Origin of the sequence: Streptomyces sp. ERV7, assembly GCF_001653515.1 — a bacterium.
In the GTDB taxonomy this organism is placed as follows: Bacteria; Actinomycetota; Actinomycetes; order Streptomycetales; family Streptomycetaceae; genus Streptomyces.
In genome coordinates this window covers 1,018,184-1,043,786 of sequence record NZ_LYOY01000051.1, presented here as the reverse complement: position 1 = coordinate 1,043,786, position 25,603 = coordinate 1,018,184, and the positions used below count along the sequence as shown (strand labels likewise).

The following is a 25,603-nucleotide window of genomic DNA, read 5'->3' as shown; positions in this document are numbered from 1 at the left end:
GTGCATGATCATGCCGGGCCTTCCCTTCGTGGACCGATGCCTACCCCGGACCCCGTCCGGTGCGCCCCACGACACTTAGGCTCGTACCCAACAGCGCGCGCGGTGGATTTCGAGCGGAGGAGATTTCGGGTGCCGGTGGAGATCACCTGGTGGGGTCACGCCACCTGCACGGTCGAGGACTCCGGGGTACGGGTGCTGACCGATCCGCTCTTCGCCCGGCGCCTGGCGCATCTGCGCAGGCGCCGGGGTGCGGTGCCGCCGCCCGAGGCCGCCGTCGCCGAGGTCGTGCTCGTCTCGCATCTGCACTCCGACCATCTGCACCTGCCCTCGCTGGCCCGGCTCCCGCCCGGCGCCCGGCTGGTGCTGCCGCACGGCGCGGTCCGGGCCGTGCCGGGGCTGCGCAAGCTGGGGCTGCGGCTGACCGAGGTCCGGGCCGGTGACCTCGTCGAGGCGGGTGACCTGCGCATCCGTGCGGTGAGCGCGCGCCACGACGGGCGGCGACTGCCGTTCGGGCCGCACCGCGCCGCCGCGCTCGGCTATGTCATCGAGGGCCGGGCGCGCACCTACTTCGCCGGGGACACCGGGCTGTTCGACGCGATGGCCGAGGAGGTCGGCCCCATCGACGTGGCACTGCTGCCGGTCGGCGGCTGGGGGCCGTATCTGGGCCCCGGCCATCTGGACGCGGGCCGGGCCGCCGAGGCCCTGGCGCGGCTCGGCGCGCGGGCGGCGGTTCCGGTGCACTACGGCACGTACTGGCCGATCGGGCTCGACGGGGTGCGCCCGCACGAGTTCCACGCGCCCGGCGACGACTTCGTCCGCCACGCGGCCCGGCTGGCGCCCGGGGTGACGGTGCACCGGCTGGCGCACGGCGAGAGCGTACGGCCCGAGGTCGCCCGGTGATCGGCGTGTTCCTGGCGCGGGCGGCGGGCCAGGTGCCACCGGAGTCGACCCAGCAGGCGCTCGGCTACCCGTCTCTGTTCATCCTGGTGGTGCTCGGCTCGCTGGTGCCCGTGGTGCCCACCGGGGCGCTGGTGTCGACGGCGGCGGTGGTCGCCTTCCACCAGACGGCGTGGTTCTCGCTGCTGCTGGTCTTCGCGGTGGGCGCGCTCGCCGCGTTCCTGGGGGACGTGGCCCTGTACTGGCTGGGGCAGCGCGGGGTGCGCTCGCGCGGCGGGTCGCGGTGGCTCGCGGCGCTGCGGGACCGGGCGGCGCCGGACCGGCTCGCGCAGGCCGAGGAGAAGCTGAACCGGCACGGCGCCGCGGTCCTGGTCCTGTCCCGGCTCGTCCCGGCGGGCCGGATCCCGGTGATGCTGGCGTGTCTGCTGGGCGGGATGCCGCTGCGCACGTTCGTACGCGGCGACGTGCCCGCGTGTGTGGCCTGGGCCGGTGCGTACGGGCTGATCGGCATCCTGGGCGGCTCGCTCTTCCCGGAGCCGTGGCAGGGCGTGGTCGCGGCGGTCGTGCTGACGCTGCTGATCAGCGGGGCCCCGACGGTGTGGCGCAGGCTGCGGCACGGGGCGGCGGCCGAACCGGCGAAGGCTCCGCACCCGAAGTAGGGCTCAGGCGGCCAGCACCCGGGAGGCCCCCACCGGCAGGTCCCACAGATGGGCGCGCGGCCTGCCCGTCCGCTCCCAGGCCGCCCGTACCCGGGCCAGGGGTTCGAGCACCGGCTCGGCGGAGAGCACGAAGGTGCCCCAGTGCATCGGCGCCATCCGCCGCGCACCGAGGTCCTCGCACGCCTGGACGGCCTCCTCCGGGTCGGCGTGCACATCTCTGAGCCACCAGCGCGGCGCGTACGCCCCGATCGGGAGCAGGGCCAGGTCGAGCGCGGGATGGCGGCGGCCGATCTCCTTGAACCAGTGGCCGTAGCCGGTGTCCCCGGCGAAGTAGACGCGCTGCCCCCGGCGGTCGCCGAGCACCCAGCCGCCCCACAGCGAGCGGCAGGTGTCGGTGAGGGAGCGCTTGGACCAGTGGTGGGCGGGCACGAAGTCGAACCGCACGGGTTCCCTGCCGGGCACGGCCAGTTCGGCGGACTCCCACCAGTCGAGCTCGGTGACCCGGGTGAACCCGCGCCGTCCGCACCAGCGGGCGAGGCCCGCCGGGACGAAGAGCGGGGTGCGGCGCGGGAGTCTGCGCAGGGTCGGCGCGTCCAGGTGGTCGTAGTGGTTGTGGCTGATGACGACGGCGTCGACCGGCGGCAGGTCCTCCCAGCGCACTCCGACGGGGGTGAGCCGGGCCGGGGTGCCCAGGATGCGGCGGGGCCAGACGGGGGCGGGCAGGAAGGGGAGCCCGCCGATCCGCATCCGCACCACCCAGCTGGCGTGCCCGGCCCAGGTCACGGCGACCGTCGCGGTGTCCACGGCGGGCAGCGGCCCGGGCGCGAACGGCAGCTCGGCGATACCGCGCAGCCCCTGCGGGGACGGCCGCAGCGCGCCTTCCCCGCAGGCGCTGGGCCCGTTCCGTCTCTTCCGTCTGTTCCGTCATCGAGGCGGCTCCTGATTCATGGCGGTACCTGTTCGGTGGCGGCTTCCGCTCCGGTGGCGGCGGTCTCCCGCGGAGCGCCCCGGTGGCCTCGGCCACGGGTCACAGCCCGTCGAGCGCCTCCCGGAACGCGGCCAGCGCCCGCCGTACATGCGGCAGTTCCAGCGGGTGCGCCGCGTCCAGCGTCCGCGCGCACTCCTCCTCGGTCGCCCCGAGCAGCGGCCCCGTGGCGAGCCGGGCGCGCAGCGCGCCGAGTTCGTCGCCGAAGCGGTGGCCGCCGGGGGCCGGGGCGCCGAGCCGGCCGGTCAGACACTCCTCCAGCTCCATCGAGTCGGTGACCCCGCGGGCGGCCAGCCGGTTGCGGAGCGGGCCGAGGTCGGCGTAGAGGTGGCGGCCCGCCTGCGGGGGCCGGGCGAAGGCCCCGGCGGCGAGGAGCGCGCGGTGGGCCTCGGTGGCGAGGGCGCCGTGCAGGGCGGCGGCCCGGCGCATCCGTACCGCCACGGGGTCCGGCTCGCCCAGGGCGTAGGCGGCGGCCTCCGCGACCGGGCCCGCCACGACCGAGCCGAGCGCGGTGAGGACGTCGAGGGTGCGGGCCCGGCGCTGGGCGCCGCGCTCGGTGGCCGGGAAGCGGGCGACGGCCGCGGGCCACCCGGCGGGGGTGAGCGCGCCGGACAGGTCGGACAGGACGGTGACGTCCTCGGGGCACATCTCGGCGGGGCTGAACAGGACCGTGTCGTGCGGGCGGTGCAGGGTGTCGCGCCAGGTCTCGTCGCTGATGATGTGCAGCCCCTCCCCCACGGCCGCCTCGCAGGCCTCCCGTACGGTCTCGGGCGGCGCGACCGTCGCGGTCGGGTCGTCGGCGACGGAGAGCACCAGGAGCCGGGGCACCCCGCCCTCGGTGCGCACCCGGCGCACGGTCTCCAGGAGGGCGAACGGGTCGGGGACGCCGCCGCACTCCGCCGGGGTCGGCACGTGGTAGGCGGGCCGCCCGAGCAGCCGGGCCTGCGGGGTCCACCAGGCCGGGCAGGGACGGGGCAGCAGGACGTCGCCCCCGTACGAGGCGAGCAGGGCGAACAGGAGCGGCTGGGCGCCGGGCGCGGCCGCCACCAGGTCGGGCTCGCCGCGCAGTCCGCGGCGCCGCCAGTAGCCGCAGGCGGCCGTGCGCAGTTCGGGTCCGCCACCGGGCGGTTCGGGGCCGGTGCGCCCGGCGGCGCCCGCCAGGACCCCGGCCAGCTCGGGCAGGACGGGCAGCCCGGTGCCGGGTGCGGGCGGTCCGTAGCGGACGGGTCCACGGCCTTCCGCCACCGTCCCGTGCATGCGCCGCCTCCTTCGCACCCCGCGGTCCGCCGTTTCGGGCCCTTGAGCCCTTTATACGGAGGTTTGCTCGGCGGCGCCGCTCCGTATGCCCGCGCGGACGTACCGGACCGGTCCCGGGCGGGCGGCGGTCAAGTGGGGCGGGTGAGGGCGGCGAGCTCGTCCTCCAGGCCGCGGCCCTTGGTGCGGACCACGCCCTCGGCGACCTCCGACAGCTTGCGGTTGGCGTGCTGCGAGACGGTGCGCAGCACGGCGAAGGCCTCCTCGACGCCACAGCCGAGCACATGCATCACGATGCCGCTGGCCTGGTCGATCACCGGGCGGGAGCGCAGCGCCGTCTCCAGTTGCTCCACCTCGGCCAGGGCCGCGCGGTAGCGGCGGTCGCGGACGAGGCCCGCGGTGGTCTCCTCGCCGAGGATGCGCACCGGGCCGCACACGGCGTCGTCGAGCGAGCCGGGGCGGAAACTGTAGAGACTGAGGGTGACTTCGATGCCGGAGCGGCGGAACGGAAGGGTGACACTGGACCGTACGCCCGACTCCAGTGCCAGGGCCCGGTACCCGGGCCAGCGGCGCTCCGTCAGCAGGTCCTCGGTGTCCACCGGGGCGCCGACGTCCAGCGCGGTCGGGATGGGCCCCTCGCCGCAGTCCAGCTGGACGCCGGCCAGCGGCGCGAGGTCGGGGTGCGTGGCCGCGAACCGGCGCTCGGGCCCGCTGTCGGCGATGGTCGCGACGGCGCCGCAGGAGGCGGGCGCGCAGCGCACCGACTGCTCGGCGAGCCGGGAGAGCCGGCCCACGGGCGAGACGGACTGCGGTCGTTGACGTTCCGGCTCGGAGAGCATGGGAAAACCTCCTGACCCGCACCTTCCCCGCCCTTGGTCCGGGAAACGGTGCGAGCGGCTAACTTGCTGCTATGACGCAGACGGCGGACGATTTCGGCGACGAACTGGCGGATTTCGTCAGACGGGTCGGCGAGCTGCGCACCGCGCGCTCGCAGGACGCCGGGGAGCAGCTGACGGTCCTCGACGCCGCGCTCTTCGAACTCCAGCACGTGGCCGACCAGTTGTGGCCCCGGTACGAGCAGTTCGTCGCCGACGCCGCGGGCGCGGCCGGCTCACCGGGCGACCGGCTGGAGCGGCTGCTGCTGAAGGCGCTGTTCCAGCGGCTGCCGCTGCCGGTGGTCCTCGTCGACCGCGAGACCGTGGTGCGCAGGCTGAACTTCGCGGCCACCGGTCTCACCGGGGCCCGCGCCGGATACGCGACCGGACGGCCGCTGGCCTCCCTGCTGATGCCGGGCGACCGTGCCGCGTTCCGCTCCCAGGCGGCGGCGGTGGCCCGCGGCGAGGGCGACCGGGGGCTGACCGTACGCCTTCAGCAGCGCCCCGAGGAGCCGCTGCTCGCCACGCTGACCGCGCTGCGGCCGCCGGACGAGCCGCACCCGGCCGTCCTGGTGGTCTTCCAGCCGGGGATATCCCGGGCCGCCTCGGCCGCCGCCCCGCCGCCCGAGGTGCCCGACCTCGCCGAGTCGACGCGGCACGCCCGGCTGATGGACCTGGTGGACACGATGGCGGGGGCGCTGCTGCGGCTGCCGCCGGGCGACCGCGCCGAGGTGCTCGGAACGGCCGCCCGGGTGCTGTGCGGGCGGTTCGCCCAGTGGGTGATAGCCGATGTGGTGGAGGGCGGGCTGCGGCGCGTCGCCGTGCTGGGGCCGGCCGCCGAGGAGGACACCGGGCTGCGCCGCGCGGTCGCCGGGCAGGACCCGGCCCGCGCCCCGCTGGTGGCCGAGGCCGCCCGGGCCGGGGCCACCTCGCTCCAGGTGCGGCCCGAGGACTCCGACGGGTTCGGGCACGACCCCTCGGGCGCGCCGGTGCTGGCCCGCGCGGACGTGACGTCCCTGCTGTGCGTGCCGCTCGGCGCGCCCGGCCCCGTACAGGGAGTACTCACCCTCTTCCGCACGGGGTCGGCCCGGCCGTTCTCCATGGCCGAGGCGCAGGCGATGGACGTGATGTCCCGTCATGTGGCGCTGGCTATGCGGCGTCCCGCTCCACCGGACGGCGAGCGGCCGGAGCCTGCTCCCGCAGGGCCTGATCCCGCAGCCGAGTGCAGCAGCGACTGATCAGCCGGGAGACGTGCATCTGGGAGATGCCCAGGTCCTCGGCGATCCTGCTCTGCGTCATGTCGCGGAAGAAGCGCATGTAGAGGATCTGCTGCTCCCTCGGCGGGAGGCGGCGAAGGCCCGGTTTGACGGACTCGCGGTCGACGACGACGTCGAGCGCCGGGTCCGGCGCGCCCAGGGAGTCACTGAGGGTGTATCCGTCCTCGGCGCCCGGCAGTTCGGCGTCGAGGGAGAGCGCGGAGAAGCTGTCGAGGGCTTCGAGACCGGCCTTGACCTCGTCCTCGGTCATCCCGGTGTGGGCGGCGATGTCCGCCGTCGAGGGGTTGCGGGTGCCCGCGGTCTGCATCAGCTCCTGGCGGGCGGCGCGGACCCGGCCGCGCAGGTCCTGGACCCGGCGCGGCACATGGAGGGTCCACATGTGGTCGCGGAAGTGGCGCTTGAGCTCGCCGGTGATCGTCGGCACCGCGAAGCTCTCGAAGGCGGCGCCGCGCTCCGGGTCGTACCGGTCGACGGCCTTGACGAGGCCGAGGGCGGCGACCTGGCGCAGGTCGTCGAGGGCCTCGCCCCGGTTGCGGAACCGGCCGGCCAGCCGCTCGGCCATCGGCAGCCATGCCCTGACCAGCTCCTGGCGCAGCGCGTGCCGCTCGGGCCCGGGGGGCAGGGCGGCCAGGCGGGTGAACGCGGCGGCGGTGTCGGGTGCGTCGTCGTGCGGGTGCTTCGCTGTGGCGGGTGCGTACGTACGCATGCGGACAGCTCCCTGAACGGTGGAATCGGATGGTGGTCACCGCTGGGAAGGGCTGCGCCGGGGCCCGGCCGGAGCTCGGGCACGCCCGGAGCGGACAGCCGCTCCCACGGACGTGCCTCCGGTCCGAAGCACGATGAGCGCCTGCCCGGGGTCATCCGCTCCAAACGCCCCGGGTCCGGGCATGGTCGGCGCGGGGCGGGGTACTGCGGCGGAACCGACCCGAGACGGAGAAGAGGCGGACAGCGATGGCACGGTACGTCCGTGAAGTCATGACGGCGGGTGTCACGGCCGTGCGGCCCGATGCCTCACTGGTCGAAGCGGCCCAGCTGATGCGTGCCCAGGACGTCGGGGACGTGCTGGTCGCCCGGGGCGACCGGCTGATCGGGGTGCTCACCGACCGGGACATCGCGGTGCGCGCGGTGGCGGACGGCGCCGACCCGCTGACGGTCAGCGTCCAGTCCGTGTGCACCCGTTCACCGGTGTGCGTGGGGCCCGACGACGAGCTGGCGACGGCGCTGCGGCTGATGCGGCGGCACGCGGTGCGGCGGCTGCCGGTGGTCGAGGGCGGGCGGCCGCTGGGTCTGGTGAGCCTTCGCGACGTCGCCGCCCACCAGGAGCCGCGCCCGGCTCCGGCGGACCCCGGCCGGTCGGCTCCGCGCGGCTGCGGGGTGCCCCGGCAGGGCGGCCGGGGCGACCGGCCGGGGCCCTCCCAGGCGTTCTGACCCGCCGTCAGACGGAGCGGCCCAGCATCGCGAGGAGCCGTGTCTGGGCGTCGGCCCCGTCAGGCACCTCGACGGGCGCGTCGAACATGCTCGGAGGCAGCTGGTCGGCGTACCCGCCGAACTCCCGCGCCGCCGCCTCGACCAGGGCGTCCGGCAGCCGCTCGTCCGCGCCGATCGCCCGGGACAGGTCCCAGGAGTGCACCACGGCGTCCGCCACCATCTGCGAGCAGTACGCGGCGGCGGGCGTCTTGCCGTACGAGAGGTGGACCGTGCCGTCGAGCGCGCCCGGCTCGGCGAACGCGGCCACCGCGGCGGCCACGGCCGTGTCCCAGACGCCCACCGGCCCGGCGCCGAGGACATCGCCGTCGAAGGCGTCCCCGACGTCGGCGATGGTGCGGCCCTCGGCGACCAGCGGCGCAACCCACAGCTGCTCGACGGCCAGATGGTTGACGAGGTCCCGCACGCTCCACTCGGCGCACGGTGTGGGCAGGTCCCACTGGTCGGGCCGGACGGCGTGGACGCGGGAGCCGAAGAGGGCGACGGCCTCGCGATGGAGGCCGAGGAGACGGGCGTGGTCCGAGGACGCTGGGGAAGCCATGGGACCACTCTGTCCGACCGGGGCGTACGGCTCAAGCACGGATTGCGCTGACCGGGCGCGGGTACCCATGGGCCATGTCTTTTCCGTCCCTGCCGCCCGTCTCCTCCACCCGGCCGCTCCCGACGAGCACCCTGCCCCGCCGGCTCAGCGCCCATGACCGCGCGCTGTTCCAGGTGGCCGCCGACCGGAACTGGCCCGGGGCCCGCGCCGTGCTGCCGCGGCTGAGCCGGGCCGCCGACCACGGGCTGCTGTGGTTCGGCGCCGCCGCCGCGATGGCGGCCACCCGCTCGCCCCGGGCGCGTCGGGCGGCGCTGCGCGGGGTGGCCTCGCTCGCGCTCGCCTCGGCGACCGTCAACACGGTGGTCAAGCGGTCGGTGCGCAGGCCCCGGCCGATACTGGAACTGGTGCCGCTGGTACGGCAGTTGAAGAGCCAGCCGATCACCACGTCCTTCCCGTCCGGGCACTCCGCCTCGGCGGCGGCCTTCGCGACCGGGGTGGCCGCTGGTACGGCAGTTGAAGAGCCAGCCGATCACCACGTCCTTCCCGTCCGGGCACTCCGCCTCGGCGGCGGCCTTCGCGACCGGGGTGGCCCTGGAGTCACTGGGCTGGGGCGCGGTGGTGGCGCCGGTCGCCTTCTCGGTGGCCGCCTCCCGGGTGTACACGGGAGTGCACTATCCGGGTGACGTCCTGGTGGGCGCGGCCCTCGGTGTCGGCGCGGCGTTCGCGGTACGGGGCCTGGTCCCCACCCGGCGCCAGCTCCCCGCGCCCGGGCGGCCGTACGCGGACGCGCCCGCGCTGCCCGGCGGCGAGCACCTGGTGGTCGTGGTCAACGAGGCCTCCGGCACGGCCGCCGCGAAGGCCTCGGCGGTGCGCGACGCGCTGCCGCTGGCCGAGGTGGTCGAATGCGCCCCCGAGGACCTGACGGCGGCGCTCGACAAGGCGGCCCGGCGCGGCCGGGCGCTCGGGGTGTGCGGCGGCGACGGCACGGTCAACCGGGCGGCGGTGGCGTCCGCCCGACACGGCGTGCCGCTCGCGGTGTTCCCCGGCGGCACCCTCAACCACTTCGCGTACGACCTGGGCATCGAGGAGGTCCAGGACACCGCCCGCGCACTGGCCTCGGGCGACGCGGTCAAGGTGGACCTCGGCCGGTTCAGGCCGGGTCCGGACGGCACGGACGCCGGGTACTTCGTCAACACCTTCAGCCTCGGTGTCTATCCGGAGCTGGTGCGGCTGCGCGAGCGCTGGTCGCCGAGGATCGGCGGCTGGCCGGCCGGAGTGCTCGCGGCCTACGAGGTGCTGGGCGGCGAGCGCCCGCTGGAGGCCGAGCTGCACGGCAAGGCGCACGCGCTGTGGCTGCTGTTCGCGGGCAACTGCATCTACCAGCGCCTCGGCCCGGCCCCGGCCCACCGCTACGACCTGGCCGACGGGCTGCTCGACGTCCGTGTGGTGCACGGCGGCCGGCTGCCCGGCCTCCGGCTGCTCGCGGCCGCGCTCGCCGGGCCGCTCAGCCGCTCCCCCGTCCACGCGGCCCGGCGGCTGCGCCGGCTGCGCATCGGCGCGCTCGCCCCGCGCACTCCGGTGGCGTACGACGGTGAAGTCGCCCACATAGAGGGCGAGTTGACGGTCGACAAGCTGCCCGAGGCGCTGACGGTGTACCGGCCGCCGGTACGCGCCTGACCCGAGGGCCGGGCGCCCGGCGGCGGACGCCCGGCCGTTCCCGTACCGGCAGCCGTTCCCGTACTAGTCCGTGAACGTCGCCCCCGGCTTCAGCAGCCGCAGCCGCTCGCCGAGCCCGGCGGCGGCGAACGCCTCGGTCAGCGTGTCCGCGCCCTCGCTGAAGTGGCCCCAGTGCTCGAAGTGGAGCGGCACCACATGGCGGGCGCCCAGGATCTGGGCGGCCTCGGCCGCGGCCTCGCTGGTCAGGGTCAGCGGGGCGCCGTCGAAGAGCGGGGTGCGCGCGGCTCCGGCGAAGAGCACGGCCACGTCGACCGGGCCGAAGCGCTCGGCGACCGCGCGGACGTGGTCCAGCGAGGCGTTGTCACCGCTCACATAGACGGTCGGCACCGCGTCGCCGTGCAGGACGAAGCCGGTGACCTCGCCGGTCAGCGCCTCGGCGCCCGCGGGCCCGTGCAGCGCGGGCACACCGGTGATCCGCAGCCGCTCACCGAGCTCGTACGTCTCCCAGTTGGGCAGCGCCGTGACGGCGTCGCCGAGTCTGCCACGCGCGGCGGCCGTGGACAGGACGAGCGGAACCCGGGCCAGATAGGCGCGGCCGGACTCGTCCAGGTTGTCGGGGTGCTGGTCGTGCGAGAGCAGCACCGCGTCCACGGCCCCGGTCTCGTCGGCCTCGACCGCCGGGCCCGCCGTCTTCACCAGCTTGCGGTCGCCGATCGGATAGTCGCCGGGGGCGTCGAAGGTCGGGTCGGTGACCAGCCGGAATCCGCAGATGTCCACGACGGCGGTCGGCCCGCCCACGTACCGGATCGCTACCTCACCCATGGTGCCCTCCCAAGTGATCTTCCTTGCTCGGCAGGGGTAACGCACCCGACGCTACGACTTGTTCCACCTCGGCGGTAGTGCCGACTGGGCGGCGCGCGGCTGCCCCGGAGCGCGCCCGGCGGACCCGCCCGCGCTGTCCACATGCCGAAACACAGGTCTCACCATGCGACATGGCGGCGTACGGTGGCCGAACCGACCGAACGTCGGGAACACCCGAGAGAGTCGAGAGAGGGAGCCGGTCATGCCGAAGGAGACCGCCGTCTACACCCACGGCCATCACGCCTCCGTACTGCGCTCGCACAGCTGGCGCACCGCGGCCAACTCCGCCGGGTACCTGATCGGCGAACTCGGGCCCGACGCAAGGGTCCTGGACATCGGCTGCGGGCCCGGCACCATCTCCGCCGACCTGGCCGCACTGGTCCCCGACGGCCATGTCACCGCCGTCGACGCGGCACCCGGCATCGTCGAACAGGCGCGCGCGTACGCGAAGGAGCGCGGGCAGTCCAACATGGCGTTCGCGGTCGCGGACGTCCACGCCCTGGACCACCCCGACGACTCCTTCGACGTCGTCCACGCGCACCAGGTGCTGCAGCACGTGGGCGACCCCGTCCAGGCGCTGCGCGAGATGCGCCGGGTCACCCGGCCGGGTGGTCTGGTGGCGGTGCGCGACAGCGACTACGGCGCCTTCACCTGGTTCCCCGAAGTCCCGGCCCTGGACACCTGGCTGGACCTCTACCACCGGGTCGCCCGGGCCAACGGCGGCGAGCCGGACGCCGGGCGGCGGCTGCGGTCCTGGGCGCGCGCGGCCGGGTTCACCGACGTCAACTCCACCGCTTCCACCTGGTGTTTCGCCACGCCCGACGAGCGCGCCTGGTGGAGCGGGCTGTGGGCGGAGCGCACGGTGGCGTCCTCGTACGCACACCTGGCGGTGGACGGCGGACACACCACCGAGGCGGGCCTCGCGGCGATCGCCGAGGGGTGGCGGGAGTGGGCGGCCGACGAGGACGCGTGGTTCATGGTCCCCCACGGCGAGATCCTCTGCCGCGTGTGACCGTCACCAACTAGGCTCATTCATATGGAGATCCTCGGAGCCACCCTGCGCATCTGCGTCGACGATCTGGAGACCTCGGTGGTCTTCTACGAACGCCTCACCGGAAGCAAAGCCCTGCGCTCCGAACGCGGCGGGGTGTCGGTCGCCGCGGTCGGCTGCTTCCTGCTGATGAGCGGTGCGGAGTCGGAGCTGGAGATCCTGCGCAAGGTGTCGGCCACGATCGCCGTCAAGGACGTCGACGACGCCTACCGCGCCCTCACCGGGGTGGGCGCCCGCGTCCTGGTGGGCCCGGTCGCCACCCCGGGGGGCCGCAATCTGATCGCGGTACATCCGGACGGGTCGGTGTTCGAGTACGTGGACCAGGGAGGGTAGCCCGCGCCCCCTAGGGGGACGACGGCGGCCGCATCCGATAGGCGTACCGGTCGGGCAGCGGCTCATCGGTGAGCCGGGCCCACACCTCGTCCAGGATCTCCGCCCCCTCCCGCAGATCCGCCACCTCGAACCCGTTCGGGGGCGGGAGGCCGGGGTCACTTGCCCCGGAGCGACTCGACCAGCTTGTCGATGCGCCGCTGCCGCGTCTCGGGGCTCTTGGCGCTCTCGATCTCCCCCACCTGCTTGCGCTTGAGGCTGAAGGCCATCCGCTCGTACGCCCCGCGCAGCGCGGGGTCCGCGTCGAGCACGGCCGCGAGGTCGTCCGGCGCCTCCACCACGCGCGGCTCGTCGTCGAGCCGGAGGTCGACCTCGATCTCCTCGCCCAGGTCGACCCCGCTCGCCTCGCGGTTGGCCGCACTGATGCCGATGAGGATCTGGCCGCGCATCGCGGCGACCCTGGTGCGCCAGGAGTGGCCGTTGATCGCGACCACCACCGGGGGCCGCTTGCCCTGCCCGAGCTCGTCGATGACGTCCTGCGGCACCTCGACGCCCAGCGCGTTCCCGGACGGGATGACCTCGGCCTTGAACTTCATGCTCGCACTCCTCGTCCGTGCCGGTGTGGCGTCTCAACCGGCCACGATATACCGAGAGTTCTCGATCATTTGTCCCGTTCCCGTCGGCCCCGCCCCGCTCCCGCTCACCTGCCCCGCCGGCGGATGAAGTAGCCGCCGCAGATCACCCCGACCACGAACACCGCGAGCAGCGCCAGATAGAGCGGCATGGAGACCTCGGGGATCAGCAGCCGGATCTTGACCTGGCGGGTGTTCTCGAAGATGAAGACCAGGGCGAGGACCGCGATCGTGATGACCGCGACCCGCGACGGTGTGAGGGCGCCCCCGAACCCGGTGCCGCCCTTCGTCCCGCCCGACGCGTCCTTGGGGCTCATTGACCCGGCCCTTTCTGGGGTGCTTGGTCTGGAGTGCTCGGTCTGGGGTGGTTCTGTGGGTGGTGGCACCCCTTCCGTACAGGATGAGCTGATCTCGTACGGGAAGGGGCCCTGGAACGGTCCGTACGGGTGAGCGGGCCTGTCCGGTGCTTCGAGGCGTCCGACACCTGGTGGACCCGCCTTGTCAGACAAGTGAGGCCCGGGCCATGCTTGCGCCATGGCAGTCAGCGGACAGCAGCGCAGGCCGGTCGTCGCCCTGTACGAGCGGATCGCCGACGCGATCCACGACGGCACCTATCCGCCGGGCTCCACCCTGCCCTCGGAGCCCCGGCTCGCGGGCGAGCTGGGGGTGAGCCGTCCGGCGCTGCGCGAGGCGCTGCTGCTCCTCCAGGAGGACGGGCTGCTCTCGGTGCGCCGGGGCGTGGGGCGGACCGTGAACGACCGGCCGCCCCGGCGCGGCTTCGAGCAACTCCAGCCGCTGGAGGACCTGCTCGGCGCGGGCGGTCCGGTGCGGGTGCGCGCCCTGCTGCGCAGCGTCGAGGAGCCGACCGACTTCACCACCCAGCATCTGCTGCCCAGCGCCGGTGCGGAGCTGCGGTTCTGGGAGTCGGTGCTGGTCGGCGAGGCGCTGGCGGTGGCGCTCTGCCATGAGTGGGCCGCGCCCCGGGACGTGCTCGAACAGCTGCACCCGGCGTTCGCCGCCGCCCTGGCCGAGGAGCCCGCCCGCTCGATGCTCGCGGTGCTCGCGGACGCCTCCCGGGGTGTGCCGCTGACCGCGCACAGCGGGGTGACCGCGACCCTGCTCGGGCGCCGCCGGGGCGAGCAGCTGGACCGCCCGGCCGACACCCCCGCCGTCCTGGTCACCCAGGTCGTACGGGTCGCGGGCACCCCCGTCCTCGCCGCCAAGCACATGCTGCCCAGCGGGGCCCCGGCCCTCCCCGTCCTGCAGAACGGCTAGGGCCCGCGACCGAGGCTGTACACTCCCCGGTCATGCACTTGTCTGACAACCTCGCCGCCCAGCCCGTCGCCGACTGGATACGCCGCGCGCCCAAGGCCGTCCTCCACGACCACCTCGACGGTGGTCTGCGCCCCGCCACGATCGTCGAGCTGGCCCGCGCCTGCGGCTACGACGGCCTGCCGACCGAGGACCCGGCCGAGCTCGCGGTCTGGTTCCGCGACGCGGCCGACTCCGGCTCGCTGGAGCGCTACCTGGAGACCTTCGCCCACACCTGCGCGGTGATGCAGACCCGCGAGGCGCTGGAGCGCATCGCGGCGGAGTGCGCCGAGGACCTGGCGGCGGACGGGGTCGTCTACGCGGAGGTGCGGTACGCGCCCGAGCAGCACCTGGAGCGCGGGCTCACCCTCGACGAGGTCGTCGACGCGGTGAACGCGGGCTTCCGTGAGGGCGAGCGCCGCACCGGCGGCCGGATCACCGTGCGCGCCCTGCTCACCGGGATGCGCCACACCGACCGCTCCCTGGAGATCGCCGAGCTGACCGTCGCCCACCGCGACCGCGGGGTGGCCGGCTTCGACATCGCGGGCGGCGAGATCGGCAACCCGCCGGCCCGTCACCTCCCGGCCTTCCAGCACCTGAAGCGGTCGAACTGCCACTTCACCATCCACGCGGGCGAGGCCGTCGGCGCCGAGTCGATCCACGAGGCCGTGCAGATCTGCGGCGCCGAGCGCGTCGGCCACGGTGTGCGGATCACCGACGACATCACGGTGCACGAGGACGGCACGGCCGACCTCGGCCACCTCGCCTCCTACCTGCGCGACAACGGCATCGCCCTGGAGGTCTGCCCGACCTCCAACCTCCAGACGGGCGCGGCCAAGGACTACGCCTCGCACCCGATCGACCTGCTGCGCCGCCTCGGCTTCCGGGTCACCCTGAACACCGACAACCGGCTGGTCTCCGGCACCACCATGAGCGAGGAGTTCCAGCACATGGCGGACGCCTTCGGCTACGGGCCCGAGGTGTTCGAGCAGTTCACCGTCGCCGCCGTGGAGGCCGCGTTCCTGCCGCTGCCGGAGCGCCGCCGCATCATCGACGAGCTGATCCGCCCGGGCTACGCGGCCCTGTAGCGGACGAATGCCCGGTGCGCGCCCCGTCCGGCGCGCACCTGCCCGTCGTACGCCTCCCCCTCCTTCGGCGTACGGCCTACGCCAGCGCGGGCACCTCCAGAGTGAGCGTGCCCGCGTCGGCGTCGAGCACCGCGGGCACCCCGAGCGGCATGGTGGGCGAGGGGGCGCAGTGGCCGAAGCCGAAGTGCTCGACCCCCGGCACCCCGAGCGGGGCGAGCCGGTCGTACAGCACGGCCCGCAGCTTCTCGTACGGTCCGCACCCCTCCCAGGAGCCGAGCGCCACCCCGGCGACCCCGTCCAGCCACCCCGCGCGCAGCAGCTGGGTGAGGATGCGGTCGATCCGGTAGCCCTCCTCGCCGACGTCCTCAAGGAGCAGCAGTCCGCCGCGCACCGAGGTCCTGGTGTGCGGGGTGCCGACGCCCGCGCCGAGCAGGGCGAGGCAGCCGCCCACCGTCACCCCCCGGGCCCGGCCGGGCACCATCGGGCGGGCGCTCGCCGGGCCGAGGCTGAGGGCCGCCTCGGGTGCGAAGAGCGTGGTGTGCAGCGAGCGCTGGGTCGGGTCGTCCTTGAGGAACGTCTCGGCCGACACCATCGGCCCGTACAGGGTGGAGAGCCCCAGGCGCGCCGCGAACGCCTCGTGGAGCACGGTCGCGTCGCTGTAGCCGACGAACACCTTGGGCCCGGCGGCGCGCATCGCGTTCCAGTCGACCAGGTCCACCATGCGCTGGGCGCCGTACCCGCCCCGTGCGCAGAGCACCGCGTCGACCGACGGGTCGCACCACGCCTCCTGGAGGTCGCGCGCCCGCGCCTCGTCGCCGCCCGCGAGATAGCCGAACTCCGGGTGCCGGTCGCGGACGTGGGGCATCACCACCGGGTCCAGATCCCAGCCGCGCAGGATGTCAAGACCCGCGTCGAGCCGCTCCCCCACCACCGGCCCGCTGGGGGCGACCACCGCCACCCGGGCGCCGGGCCGCAGTCGGGCGGGCCGGGTGAGTGCGGCGGGGGCGTGGTGCGGCGAGGTCACTTGTTCAGCTCCAGCAGGGGGACGTCGGGCCGGTCGATGCCGAACGTCTGGGCGTACAGGGAGAGTTCGGCCTCCAGGGCGCGGATCATGGTGTCCGCCCGGCGGAAGCCGTGTCCCTCGCCTTCGAAGGCGATGTACGCGTGCGGTATGCCGCGCCCCGCCGTCCTGGCCAGGAACCGTTCGCACTGTACGGGCCTGCAGATCACGTCGTCGAGCCCCTGGAGCAGCAGGAACGGCACGGTGATCCGCTCCGCGTGGGTGATCGGCGAGCGCTGCGCGTACCGGCCGGGGAGGTCGGCGCGGGGGCCGATGAGGGACTCCATGTACTGCGACTCGAAGTCGTGGGTGCCCTCGTCCGACGACCAGTCGGTGAGGTCGAGGACCGGGTAGATGACGGTGCCGCAGGCGTAGACGTCGGTGGTGGCGAGCGAGGCCGCCGAGGTCCAGCCGCCCGCGCTGCCGCCCCGGATGGCGAGCCGCCGGGGATCGGCGGTGCCCTCGTCGGCGAGCGCCCTGGCCACGGCCGCGCAGTCCTCGACGTCGACGACGCCCCACTGCTCGCGCAGGCGGTCGCGGTACTCCCGTCCGTAGCCCGTGGAGCCGCCGTAGTTGACCTCGGCCACCCCGATGCCGCGGGAGGTGAAGTAGGCGATCTCCAGGTCGAGGACGAGGGGGACCTGGCCGGTGGGGCCGCCGTGCGCCCAGATCACATACGGCGCCAGCTCGTCGGCGGGCGCCACCCGGCCGGGGTGGTGCGGCGGGTAGACCAGGGCGTGGATGTCGCGGCCGCCCGGCCCGGTGAAGGTGCGGATCTGCGGTTCCGGGTAGTACGCGGGGTCCACCGGGTCGTCGTGGGCGCGCCCGACGACCCGGGTGCGGCCCGACCGGGTGTCCAGCTCGACGACTTCGGGCGCGGTGCGCGGGCTCGCGGCGACGCCGACGACCCTGCTGCCGTGCACCGCGAGCGTGCTCTGCCAGGCGGTCCAGGGCCCGGCCGCGTCCACCACCTCGCCGCTCTCCGGGTCGAGGATGCCGAGCGCGGTCGAGCCCCTGCCGTGGACCACGGCGATCAGGCCGTTGTCCAGCGGGTGGAACCAGCGGCGGCCGATCTGCCAGAGCGGTCCGCCGAACTCCTCCTCGCGCGGACAGAGCGCCACCGCGGCGCCCTCGCGGTCGGCCGGGTGGGAGGAGGGCGAGACCGCCGGCGCCGGGTCCGCCCGGTACAGGTTCCACCAGCCGGTGCGGTCGGAGGAGAACAGCAGCCCGCCGTCGGGCGCCCATTCCACCTGCGCGACGGACTCGCCGGGCCCGCCCGCGACCGGCCGCGCCCCTTCGAGGACCCCGTCGTCGCCGATGTCCGCGAGGATCAGCTCGGTGCCGTCCCACGGCATGTTCGGGTGGTCCCAGGCGAGGTGGGCCGCGCGGGAGCCGTCCGGGGAGATCCGGGGGCCGGTGACGAAGCGGTGCCGCCCGTCGGAGAGCTCGCGCACCCGGGAGCGGTCCTCGGCGGCCGACCCGTCCAGCGGCACGGCCGCGAGCACCCGGCGGACGTCGGTGGGCGCGTCCCCGGTGAACTCCTCAAGGACACACCAGACTTCGCCCCGCTCGGGTACGAGGACCGGGTCGGCCCAGCGCAGCCCCTCGCCGACCGCCGAGAGCGGGGTGAGCGGCCGCGGCTCGCCCGCGCCGTCCGGCTCGTACCCGTACAGCCGCTGGTCGGGGAAGTGCGCGAAGACCACGAGTGGGCCCCGGGCGCCGCGCTCCACGGCGGCCCAGGGCTTGCCGCCGTACTCGATGACCCTGGTGCGTACGTTCCACGGAGGCGGCAGCAGGGACTGGGTGGCGCCGTCCGCCCGGCGCCGGACCAGGGCGCGGCGGCCGCCCTCGGTGGGGCGCGGCTCGGTCCACCACACCTCCTCGCCGACGACGCCGACGAAGTCGGGCGACCCGTCACGGCCGGCGGCGAGCTCGGCGTCGATGGGCGACGGCCAGGTTCCGTAAGGCCCGATGGGCATCATGTCTTCCAACTCCCCCTACGCGGAACGCAGATAGTGATCGAGGACGCGCACGCCGAAGTGGAGCGCGTCCACCGGGACCCGTTCGTCGACGCCGTGGAACAGGGCCTGGTAGTCGAAGCCGGGCGGTAGTTTCAGCGGCGAGAAGCCGTAGCCGGTGATGCCGAGCCGGGAGAACTGCTTGGCATCGGTACCACCGGACATGCAGTAGGGCACGACATGCCCCTCGGGGGCGAACCGCTCGACGGCGGCCCGCAGTTTGGCGAACGTCGGGGAGTCGACCGGGGCCTGGAGGGCGACCTCGTTCTGGTAGAACTCCCAGTCGACGTCCGGGCCGGTGAGCCGGTCGAGCGTGTCGCGGAACTCCTCGCCGGCGCCGGGCAGGATCCGCCCGTCCACATACGCGGTGGCGCTCCCCGGGATCACATTGACCTTGTAACCGGCCGACAGCATCGTCGGGTTGGCGCTGTTGCGCACGGTCGCCTCCACCAGGGCGGCGGCCGGGCCCAGCTTGCCGAGGAACTCGTCGACGTCGAAGTCGGCGGCGGCCGGGTCGGCGCGGATCCCGTACAGCCCGGCCAGCTCGGCCAGGGCCGCCCGGACCGTCTCGGTGAGCCGGACCGGCCACTCGTGCTCCCCGATCCGGGCGATCGCGGCGGCCAGCCGGCTGACCGCGTTGGCCCGGTTCACCCTGGAGCCGTGGCCGGCGCGGCCCTGCGCGGTGAGCTTCAGCCAGCCGGTGCCGCGCTCGCCCGCCGCGATCGGGTAGAGCTCCATGCCGGAGCCCCCGTGGAAGGTGAACGCACCGGATTCGCTGATGCCTTCGGTGCACCCCTCGAACAGCTCGGGGTGGCGACTGACGAGGAAGCCGGCGCCGTCGATCGCGGTGGCCTCCTCGTCCGCGGTGTACGCGATGACGATGTCGCGGCGGGGGCGGATTCCCGCGCGTGCCCAGGCCCGGACGACCGTGAGGACCATCGCGTCCATGTTCTTCATGTCCACGGCGCCCCGCCCCCACACCACGCCGTCGCGGACCTCCCCGGAGAAGGGGGGCACGCTCCAGTCGGCGGCCTCGGCGGGCACCACGTCGAGGTGGCCGTGGACCAGCAGGGCGTCGGCGGAGCGGTCGGTGCCCTCGATGCGCGCCACGACGTTGGTGCGCCCCGGCGTCCGCTCCAGGAGGGTGGGCTCCAGACCGGTGGCGGCGAGCCGCTCCGCCACGTACTCGGCGGCGGGGCGCTCGCGGCAGTCCCCGCCGCCGCGGTTGGTGGTGTCGATCCGGATGAGCTCCGAGGTGAAGGCCACCACCTCGTCCAGCGCCCGCCCGTCGATGTGCTCAGCCATACTGCTCCTCCACCGCGGACGAGACGATCGTGGTGACCGCCTTGAACGTGCGGATGCCGTCGTACATGGTCTCGCTGGTGTAGGCCACGCGGCGCTCCCCCGTCCGTTCGGTGCCCGGGACCACCGTTGCGGCCATCGTCAGGTGCTCCGCGTCGAATTCGAGCTCCACGGTGAACGGCCCGCCCCGCACCGGATCGTGACGCCCCGCCAGGCCCGCTGCCTCCTTGGCGGCCGCCCTGATGTCGGCTGCCGTGCGCGAGGGGGTGCGGCACACCGCCGCGTACCGCGAGACGTGGTCCTTGACCGCCACCTTGTGCGCACCCGGCGCATACCCCTCGGCGTCCGCACAGGTCAGGTCGTCGCCGGTGACCAGGACCACCGGCACCCCGTACTCCGCGACCACGTGTGCGTTGAGCAGGCCCTCGCTCGCCCTGGTCCCGTTCAGCCAGACGCCCGTGATGGAGTTGGCGAGATAGGTGTGGGCCAGCACGCCTTCGGTGCCCGCGCCCGTGTGGTACCCGACGAAGGCGATGCCGTCCACGTCGCCGTGCTGCACACCCTCGACCATGGACAGCGACTTGTGCCGGCCGGTGAGCATCTCCACGCGCTCGTCCAGCCGTTCGAGCAGCAGATTGCGCATGGACCAGTGCGCCTCGTTGATGAGGACCTCGTCGGCGCCGCCGTCGAAGAAACCCAGCGCCGCCGCGTTCACATCCGAGGTGAAAAGGGCGCGGCAGCGCTCCCACTGCGGGGTGCCCGGCAGCACGTCGGCGGGCCAGGTGACACCGGTGGCGCCCTCCATGTCGGCGCTGATGAGGATCTTCATGCGTACGACGCTACCGGCCGCCGAATATGCCGGCCAGAGGCCGCACCGCCGCACCTGGGGCAGGGCCCGTAGTCGGCCCGGTGGTCCAGGCGATCGGGCGGGTCGCCCGGGGATGGGATTTCCCCGGGCGACCCGGCCTCTCGGCGCTTCGCGAAGTGGTGTCCGGAGCGTCGGTTCAGAGGTGGACGCGGACCGGCCGCAGGCCCGCACGCACGTGGGCCGATGCCAGGGTCAGGACGGGTCGCCGTACTGGAGGCCGCGTCCGTTGGTGCCGACGTACACGCGGCCGAAGGTGTCGGGGTCGCCGGTGATGACGCCGACGCCGCCGATGCTGCCCCACTGGTGGGCGTCGTCGTTGACGCGGAGCCAGGTGGCGCCCTTGTCGGTGGAGCGGAAGACCCCGGTGACGTCGTCGACCGTGCCGATCAGGTACAGGGCCTGGTAGGAGGCGCCGGGTGCGGACTTGCCGAAGCCGACGGCGGAGGCGGACTTCACCGTGGTGAGCGTGGTGAAGGTGCTGCCGCCGTCGGTGGAGTGCAGCAGCCCCTGGCCACCGCCGGCGATCCACAGGTCCCCCGCGACGCCGGGGACGGCCGTGAGCCGGCCGTCGGCGGGCAGCTTGGCGGCCCGCGCGTGGAAGGTCGCTCCGCCGTCGGTGCTGGCGTAGAGCGTGCCGCCGGCCAGCGAGTAGAACGTGCCGGCCGAGGAGCGGTCGGCGACGACCACGGCGTCGGTGCCCAGACCACCGGCCTTCGACCAGCTCGCCCCCTTGTCGGTCGAGCGGTACGGAACCTGGCCGGCCTCGGTCCAGACGATGGAGGAGCCGTCCGCCGCGAGCGCGACACGACCGTCCTGGGCACCGGCCACCGGCTCGGCCTTGAAGCCGTTCCAGCTGATGCCGCCGTCGGTGGAGTAGGCGCCGTCCTGCGCGCCGCCATGGCCGACGCGGACCATCACCGAGGGGGTGGACTGGGCGAAATCGATATCGGTGCTGTTGGACATCATCGGGTTCGCCAGCCGCCCGCCGGGCACCTCGGTCGGAGAGCCGTGACGGAAACCGCCCTGGTCGCCCATGGCGGTGATGACGGCGGCACCGCCGGGCGGGGCGATCGCGTCCATCAGCGCGGTCTCCTCAAGACCCCGTGCCCCCACGGTCCAGTGGCTGGTGCCGCCGCTGTCGGTGGCGTTGCCGTCCTTGCTGCGCCAGATGCCGTTGCCGGTGCCGTACAGCACGTGCCCGGAGTCGAAGGGGTCGATGGCCAGGGCGGTCATCCAGTGCCCGGTGTGGGTACCGATGTACGGAGCGGCCGAGGCGTCCCGCACCGACTTCCCGGCCAGCGCCGTCCACGTCGTGCCGCCGTCGGTGCTGCGGTAGATCTCGTCCTCGGGCCACCAGCGGTCGAGGGTGGTGACCATGACCGTGGACGGCTTGCGCGGGTCGAGGGCCAGACCGGAGAACCCGTGGCTGCCCTGGGACGGGGAGATGTTCTTCCACGCCCCACCGGCCGGTGTGTACTTCCACACCGAGCCCGCCGTCACGCCGTTGGGTCCGAGGGCGTTGGTGTACGTCAGGTACAGCGAGCCGTCCCCGGAGAACACGCCGTGCTGCGGCAGTTGACCGGTGGGCTGCCCGGAGACGGCGTGCCAGGTGCTGCCGCCGTCGGTGGAGCGGTACAGGGAGGTGGACCTGTCGGCGACGCCGACGTAGACCGTGTTGCTGCCGGCCGGGCCGTATGTCACGAAGGAGATGCCCGCGCCGCTGCTCGCCCCGTCCTTGACGGGGAACGACGACACCTGCCGCCATGACACACCGCTGTCCGTGCTGCGCCACAGGCCGTTCTTACGGGTACCCAGCAGCAGGGTGCGGTTGTCCGAGGGGTCGATCACGAGCCGTTCGCCCGCCCCGCGGCCGTCCTCGTTGCCGCCCAGCTTGAACGGCAGATCGGTGCGCCGGAAGGTGCGGCCCCGGTCGGTGGAGCGCAGGATCGCGCCGTTGCCGCCCCAGCTGTTGGTGTAGGTGCCCGCCGCGAGGTAGAGCCGGTCGGGGTCGACGGGGTCGGCGGCCAGCGCGTCGATCCCCAGCAGGTTCCAGTCCTTCTCGCCGAGCCAGTCGGTGAGCGGGATCCACTGCTCGGCCGCGGCGTCCCAGCGGTAGGCGCCGCCCATGTCGGTGCGCGCGTACAGCAGGCCCTTCTCCCGTGGGTTGAACACCAGCCCGGTGACATAACCGCCGCCCACTGCCTGGGCGTTCTTCCACACATACGGTCCGGCCGCCGGCGTCTGAGGGTCGGTCACCTTCACCAGCCTCCAGTGCTGGTTGGTGCTGCCCCTGCCGGGATACTGGATGATCGCCGCGCCCTGGGCCGTGGAGCCTCCGGAGACGTCCAGGACCTGGCCGCTCTTGCGGGAGGTGAAGGTGACGGCGCCGGAGCCGCTCACGTCGTCGATCCGCCACTCCTGGGAGGCGGACGAGCTGTCGGTCTGCTGTTCGGCGGCAGCCGACTGGGCGGTCGAGCCGCCCGCTATGCCCAGCACCTTGCCGCTGTTGCGGTTCACGAGCTCGTAGTAGCCGTCCCCGGTGGGCCTCAGTCTCCACTGCTGGTTGACGGTGCTCTGGTCGGTCCACTGCTGGATGCGGGTGCCGTCGGCCGTGGAGAAGCCGTTGACGTCCACCACCTTGCCGCTGCGCACGGAGACCAGCCGGTAGTAAGCACTGCCGTCGACCGTCGCGGCCTGCGAGTCCTCCTGGGTGAGCAGGAGGTACGGCACGACCGCTGCGGGCACACCGAGCAGCAGGGCGGTGGCGCTCCAGCGACGACGGTGACGCCCGCGGCGGCCGCCGTTCGTGGGGTTGTTCATAGGGAGGTGTTCTCCTTGCATGTCGCCGTGGATCGGGCAGGTCAGCGCTGGAGCGTCAGGAGACCCGGGCGGTACGGCAGTTGGTCGTACGGGCCGGTCGCGGTGGGCGACTTGCCCTGGTAGAGGAGTTGCAGGTGGCAGGGGTCGACGGTCATGGTCTGGTCGGGGTTGGTGCGGACCAGGTCACCGTGGCTGATGTCGTTGGTCCAGGTGGCACCGCTGTTGGCCTTCCCCGCGAAGGGGTTGCTCTCGCTCGCGGCCTGCGGGGTCCACGTGCCGTTCAGGCTGGAGGCCGTGAACGAGCGGAAGTAGCGCTGCTCATTGGCACCCCGGGCCTCGACGATCATGAGGTACTGGTTCTGGCCCTGGACCTTGTAGACCTGCGGCGCTTCGAACAGGTTCTTCACCGTGTCGCTCATGACCGTCGTGTACGAGGAGCCGAAGCTGCCCGGGAAGTTCCCGATCGGCATGCTCGCCCGGTAGATCTTGCCGTTGTCACCGGCGAAGAACAGGTACATGTTCTGGCTGTCGGCGATCAGGGTCTGGTCGATCGGGGCGGCGCCGGGGATGCCGCCGGTGAACAGCGGCTGCGGCGCGGACCAGCCGTTGGGGTTGGTGGGGTCGCTCGACGTGCGGTAGATGAAGGGCCACGCGCCCCACTGGTACGCCAGCACCCAGATCTTCTTGGGCGCGAAGTAGAACAGCGTGGGCGCCACCGCGGACTGGCCCATCCCGGTCTGGCGGGCCGAGGACATGTCCGACCAGTTGGTGAAGGGGGCGAAGGCCATCGAGCCGTACGAGGACCCCGCCACGTTCGAGGCGTAGACCAGGTGCTTGCCGCCGTACATCACGTGGGTGAAGTCCTTCACCGACCTCCACCCGTTCGCCGGCTGCGCCAGCGCTCCGGTCGACGTCCACCGGTACGTCGACGGAAGGGCACAGGTGCCGCCCGTCGGCGCGGGCGACGTCGGGGCCGGCGTCCCGGAAAGGCCGGTCCACTTCTGGTTGGCGCCGGACCAGCAGGAGTACAGCTGGATCCCGGTGCCGTTGGCGGTGGCCGCGCCGACGGCGTCGAGGCACAGCCCGGACCGGACGCCGGCTATGGTGCCGTCGGTGTTGAGGTTCCACTGCTGGTCGGCGCTGCCGTCGCAGTCCTGGATGACCACCGCGGTGCCGTTGCCGGTGCCCTTGGCCTTGGCGTCCAGGCACTTGTTGCCGTAGACCATCAGCTGTTTGCCGGCGGTGTGGGTCCAGCGCTGGTTGGTCTGCCCGTTGCAGTCCCACAGCTGCGCCTGGGTGCCGTTGGTGGTGGAGGAGCCGTTGATGTCGATGCAGCGACCGGAGGGAACGCCCTTGATCTCCCCGCCACTGCCGGATCCGCCGGTGCCGGATCCGCCGGGGGTGGGGCCCGGGGCGGACTTGAGGGCGTTCATGACGGCGGTGTAGGCGGGCTTGGGTTTGCCGTTGTTGTCGAACAGCAGGGGGCTCTCGCCGCTGCGCCAGGAGTCGCTGTCACGGACGCCCCACACCGTGATCCCGGTGCACCGGGACACGGACAGGCAGGCGTTGACCGCGTTGGCGTAGTGCGTGGGCGACGCACCGGCGATGTCCAGCTCGGTGAGCTGGACGTCGACGCCGAGCGCGGCGAAGTTGGACAGGGTGGTCCGGAAGCTGGACGGCGGCCCGCCGGTGCCGAAGTGGCTCTGGAACCCGACGCAGTCGATCGGCACGCCGCGGGACTTGAAGTCCTTCACCATGCGGTAGACGCCCTGGGTCTTGGCGTCCGTCCAGTTCTCGATGTTGTAGTCGTTGTAGCAGAGCTTGGCCGAGGAGTCGGCCGTCCGGGCGGTACGGAACGCCTCCTCGATGAAGCCGTTGCCGAGCACGTCCTGGAACACCGAACCGCGGTGCTGGCCGGAGCCGTCGGCGAACGCCTCGTTGACCACGTCCCAGGCGTAGATCCTGCCCTTGTAGTGGTTCATCTCGGTGGTGATGTGGTTCCTCATCACGCCGCGCAGGGTGTTGGCGTCGTGGATGGAGCGGACCCAGGCGGGTAGCTGCGAGTGCCAGACCGTGGTGTGGCCGCGCAGGCGCTGGCCGTGTGCCAGGGCATGGCTGACGATCCGGTCGGCGGCTTCGAAGGTGAATGTGCCGCGGGACGGCTCGACGGCGTCCCACTTCATCTCGTTCTCCGGGGTGACCATGGTGAACTCCCGGTCCGCGATCGCGGTGTACGCCGGGTCGCCGAGCCGGCCGGAGGCCAGAGCGGTGCCGAAGTACCGGCCCGAGGGGGCCGCCTGCGTACCCAGGGCGGCGGCTCCGGCGGAGTGGGGGAGCAGCGTCATGGCACCGGCCACCAGCGCGGCGGCGGACACTCCTGTCACCACGGTGCGGCGACGCCGGCCGAGCCGGTGCAGGCCCTTCATGATGTTCCTCGGAGGTCGTGGATGTGTCGCGTCATGGGAGCGGCTTCCTTCAGGGGATACGTCAACGGGAAAGTCGGGGCCCCTGCCGCGCCGGCACGCCAGGGCGAGCGGCGGGAAGAGCACCCCACACCAGGGGAGGCCGGTGAACCCACGGTCCCGTAACGGAAAAGTGGCGCCGCCCGGAGG

The 25,603-nt window shown here is 73.7% G+C and carries 21 protein-coding genes and 2 pseudogenes; 9 read left to right on the top strand and 14 right to left on the bottom strand.

Annotated elements, in window-relative coordinates; all coding sequences use genetic code 11:
- Nucleotides 1-129 precede the first annotated feature (129 nt).
- Both A8W25_RS27565 and A8W25_RS27560 read left to right on the top strand, forming a co-directional pair.
- A complete protein-coding gene (locus A8W25_RS27565; RefSeq protein ID WP_067166296.1) occupies nucleotides 130-900 on the top strand; it encodes an MBL fold metallo-hydrolase in 771 nt (256 codons plus the stop codon).
- Nucleotides 900-1,556 carry a DedA family protein gene (locus A8W25_RS27560; RefSeq protein WP_234386628.1) on the top strand — a complete coding sequence of 219 codons (657 nt, stop codon included), beginning with the start codon at nucleotides 900-902 and terminating at the stop codon, nucleotides 1,554-1,556. Before A8W25_RS27565 ends, A8W25_RS27560 begins: the two co-directional genes overlap by 1 nt.
- 3 nt (nucleotides 1,557-1,559) lie before the next feature.
- Here the strand turns inward: A8W25_RS27560 and A8W25_RS27555 are convergent.
- The 3 genes and pseudogenes from A8W25_RS27555 to A8W25_RS27545 form a co-directional block, all read right to left on the bottom strand.
- Nucleotides 1,560-2,438, bottom strand: a pseudogene (locus A8W25_RS27555) (MBL fold metallo-hydrolase); the annotation flags it as partial.
- A 145-nt stretch (nucleotides 2,439-2,583) separates the two neighbouring features.
- Nucleotides 2,584-3,798 (bottom strand): aminotransferase class I/II-fold pyridoxal phosphate-dependent enzyme, encoded by a 1,215-nt coding sequence (locus A8W25_RS27550; protein ID WP_067166293.1) that lies wholly within the window; start codon nucleotides 3,796-3,798, stop codon nucleotides 2,584-2,586.
- A 128-nt stretch (nucleotides 3,799-3,926) separates the two neighbouring features.
- Nucleotides 3,927-4,634, bottom strand: a complete 708-nt coding sequence (locus tag A8W25_RS27545) for an ANTAR domain-containing response regulator (RefSeq protein WP_067166290.1) — start codon at nucleotides 4,632-4,634, stop codon at nucleotides 3,927-3,929.
- A gap of 71 nt (nucleotides 4,635-4,705) precedes the next feature.
- Between A8W25_RS27545 and A8W25_RS27540 the strand changes: the two genes are divergently transcribed.
- Nucleotides 4,706-5,908 (top strand): PAS domain-containing protein, encoded by a 1,203-nt coding sequence (locus A8W25_RS27540; protein ID WP_067166288.1) that lies wholly within the window; start codon nucleotides 4,706-4,708, stop codon nucleotides 5,906-5,908.
- Here A8W25_RS27540 and A8W25_RS27535 read toward each other — a convergent pair.
- Entirely contained in the window at nucleotides 5,820-6,653 is an 834-nt protein-coding gene (locus A8W25_RS27535) for an RNA polymerase sigma factor SigF (RefSeq protein WP_067166285.1), read from the bottom strand. The two genes, A8W25_RS27540 and A8W25_RS27535, sit on opposite strands and share 89 nt — an antisense overlap.
- A gap of 245 nt (nucleotides 6,654-6,898) precedes the next feature.
- Between A8W25_RS27535 and A8W25_RS27530 the strand changes: the two genes are divergently transcribed.
- Nucleotides 6,899-7,375 carry a CBS domain-containing protein gene (locus tag A8W25_RS27530; protein ID WP_067166283.1) on the top strand — a complete coding sequence of 159 codons (477 nt, stop codon included), beginning with the start codon at nucleotides 6,899-6,901 and terminating at the stop codon, nucleotides 7,373-7,375.
- 7 nt (nucleotides 7,376-7,382) lie between these two features.
- On the opposite strand, the gene A8W25_RS27525 is transcribed toward A8W25_RS27530, so the two are convergent.
- Nucleotides 7,383-7,973, bottom strand: a complete 591-nt coding sequence (locus A8W25_RS27525) for a TIGR03086 family metal-binding protein (RefSeq protein WP_067166280.1) — start codon at nucleotides 7,971-7,973, stop codon at nucleotides 7,383-7,385.
- 74 nt (nucleotides 7,974-8,047) lie between these two features.
- Here A8W25_RS27525 and A8W25_RS27520 point away from each other — a divergent pair.
- Nucleotides 8,048-9,650: pseudogene (locus A8W25_RS27520) on the top strand (bifunctional phosphatase PAP2/diacylglycerol kinase family protein).
- Nucleotides 9,651-9,713: 63 nt separating this feature from the next.
- On the opposite strand, the gene A8W25_RS27515 reads toward A8W25_RS27520, so the two are convergent.
- Nucleotides 9,714-10,472, bottom strand: a complete 759-nt coding sequence (locus tag A8W25_RS27515; protein ID WP_067166277.1) for an MBL fold metallo-hydrolase — start codon at nucleotides 10,470-10,472, stop codon at nucleotides 9,714-9,716.
- Nucleotides 10,473-10,713: 241 nt separating this feature from the next.
- On the opposite strand from A8W25_RS27515, the gene A8W25_RS27510 reads away from it, so the two are divergent.
- Entirely contained in the window at nucleotides 10,714-11,523 is an 810-nt protein-coding gene (locus tag A8W25_RS27510) for a methyltransferase domain-containing protein (RefSeq protein WP_067166274.1), read from the top strand.
- A 24-nt stretch (nucleotides 11,524-11,547) separates the two neighbouring features.
- Nucleotides 11,548-11,895: a VOC family protein gene (locus tag A8W25_RS27505; protein ID WP_067166271.1), complete on the top strand. Its 348-nt coding sequence runs from the start codon at nucleotides 11,548-11,550 to the stop codon at nucleotides 11,893-11,895.
- Between the two features lie 155 nt (nucleotides 11,896-12,050).
- Here A8W25_RS27505 and A8W25_RS27500 read toward each other — a convergent pair whose 3' ends face one another.
- Entirely contained in the window at nucleotides 12,051-12,488 is a 438-nt protein-coding gene (locus A8W25_RS27500) for a YdeI/OmpD-associated family protein (protein WP_067166268.1), read from the bottom strand.
- Nucleotides 12,489-12,592: 104 nt separating this feature from the next.
- Nucleotides 12,593-12,841, bottom strand: a complete 249-nt coding sequence (locus A8W25_RS27495; protein WP_067166266.1) for a lipopolysaccharide assembly protein LapA domain-containing protein — start codon at nucleotides 12,839-12,841, stop codon at nucleotides 12,593-12,595.
- Nucleotides 12,842-13,058: 217 nt separating this feature from the next.
- Between A8W25_RS27495 and A8W25_RS27490 the strand changes: the two genes are divergently transcribed.
- A complete protein-coding gene (locus tag A8W25_RS27490) occupies nucleotides 13,059-13,799 on the top strand; it encodes a GntR family transcriptional regulator (RefSeq protein ID WP_067166265.1) in 741 nt (246 codons plus the stop codon).
- Between the two features lie 32 nt (nucleotides 13,800-13,831).
- The gene (locus A8W25_RS27485) at nucleotides 13,832-14,923 is read left to right on the top strand and encodes an adenosine deaminase (protein WP_067166263.1); all 1,092 of its coding nucleotides are present in this window, start codon (nucleotides 13,832-13,834) and stop codon (nucleotides 14,921-14,923) included.
- Between the two features lie 76 nt (nucleotides 14,924-14,999).
- Here the strand turns inward: A8W25_RS27485 and A8W25_RS27480 are convergent, their stop codons facing one another.
- The 6 genes from A8W25_RS27480 to A8W25_RS27455 all read right to left on the bottom strand — a co-directional run bounded on the left by A8W25_RS27480 (nucleotide 15,000) and on the right by A8W25_RS27455 (nucleotide 25,417).
- Entirely contained in the window at nucleotides 15,000-15,947 is a 948-nt protein-coding gene (locus A8W25_RS27480; protein WP_067166261.1) for a S66 peptidase family protein, read from the bottom strand.
- Nucleotides 15,944-17,965 carry a prolyl oligopeptidase family serine peptidase gene (locus A8W25_RS27475; RefSeq protein ID WP_067166260.1) on the bottom strand — a complete coding sequence of 674 codons (2,022 nt, stop codon included), beginning with the start codon at nucleotides 17,963-17,965 and terminating at the stop codon, nucleotides 15,944-15,946. The genes A8W25_RS27480 and A8W25_RS27475 overlap by 4 nt, the downstream gene beginning before the upstream one ends.
- Nucleotides 17,966-17,980: 15 nt before the next feature.
- Nucleotides 17,981-19,306, bottom strand: coding sequence for a M20/M25/M40 family metallo-hydrolase (locus tag A8W25_RS27470; RefSeq protein ID WP_067166258.1), 1,326 nt, complete (start codon nucleotides 19,304-19,306; stop codon nucleotides 17,981-17,983).
- Complete coding sequence (locus A8W25_RS27465) at nucleotides 19,299-20,132, bottom strand: M55 family metallopeptidase (protein ID WP_067166256.1); 834 nt, start codon at nucleotides 20,130-20,132, stop codon at nucleotides 19,299-19,301. The genes A8W25_RS27470 and A8W25_RS27465 overlap by 8 nt, the downstream gene beginning before the upstream one ends.
- 231 nt (nucleotides 20,133-20,363) lie before the next feature.
- Nucleotides 20,364-22,991, bottom strand: a complete 2,628-nt coding sequence (locus A8W25_RS27460) for an RICIN domain-containing protein (RefSeq protein ID WP_067166253.1) — start codon at nucleotides 22,989-22,991, stop codon at nucleotides 20,364-20,366.
- Nucleotides 22,992-23,032: 41 nt separating this feature from the next.
- The gene (locus A8W25_RS27455) at nucleotides 23,033-25,417 is read right to left on the bottom strand and encodes a non-reducing end alpha-L-arabinofuranosidase family hydrolase (RefSeq protein ID WP_067166250.1); all 2,385 of its coding nucleotides are present in this window, start codon (nucleotides 25,415-25,417) and stop codon (nucleotides 23,033-23,035) included.
- Between the last annotated feature and the right edge of the window lie 186 nt (nucleotides 25,418-25,603).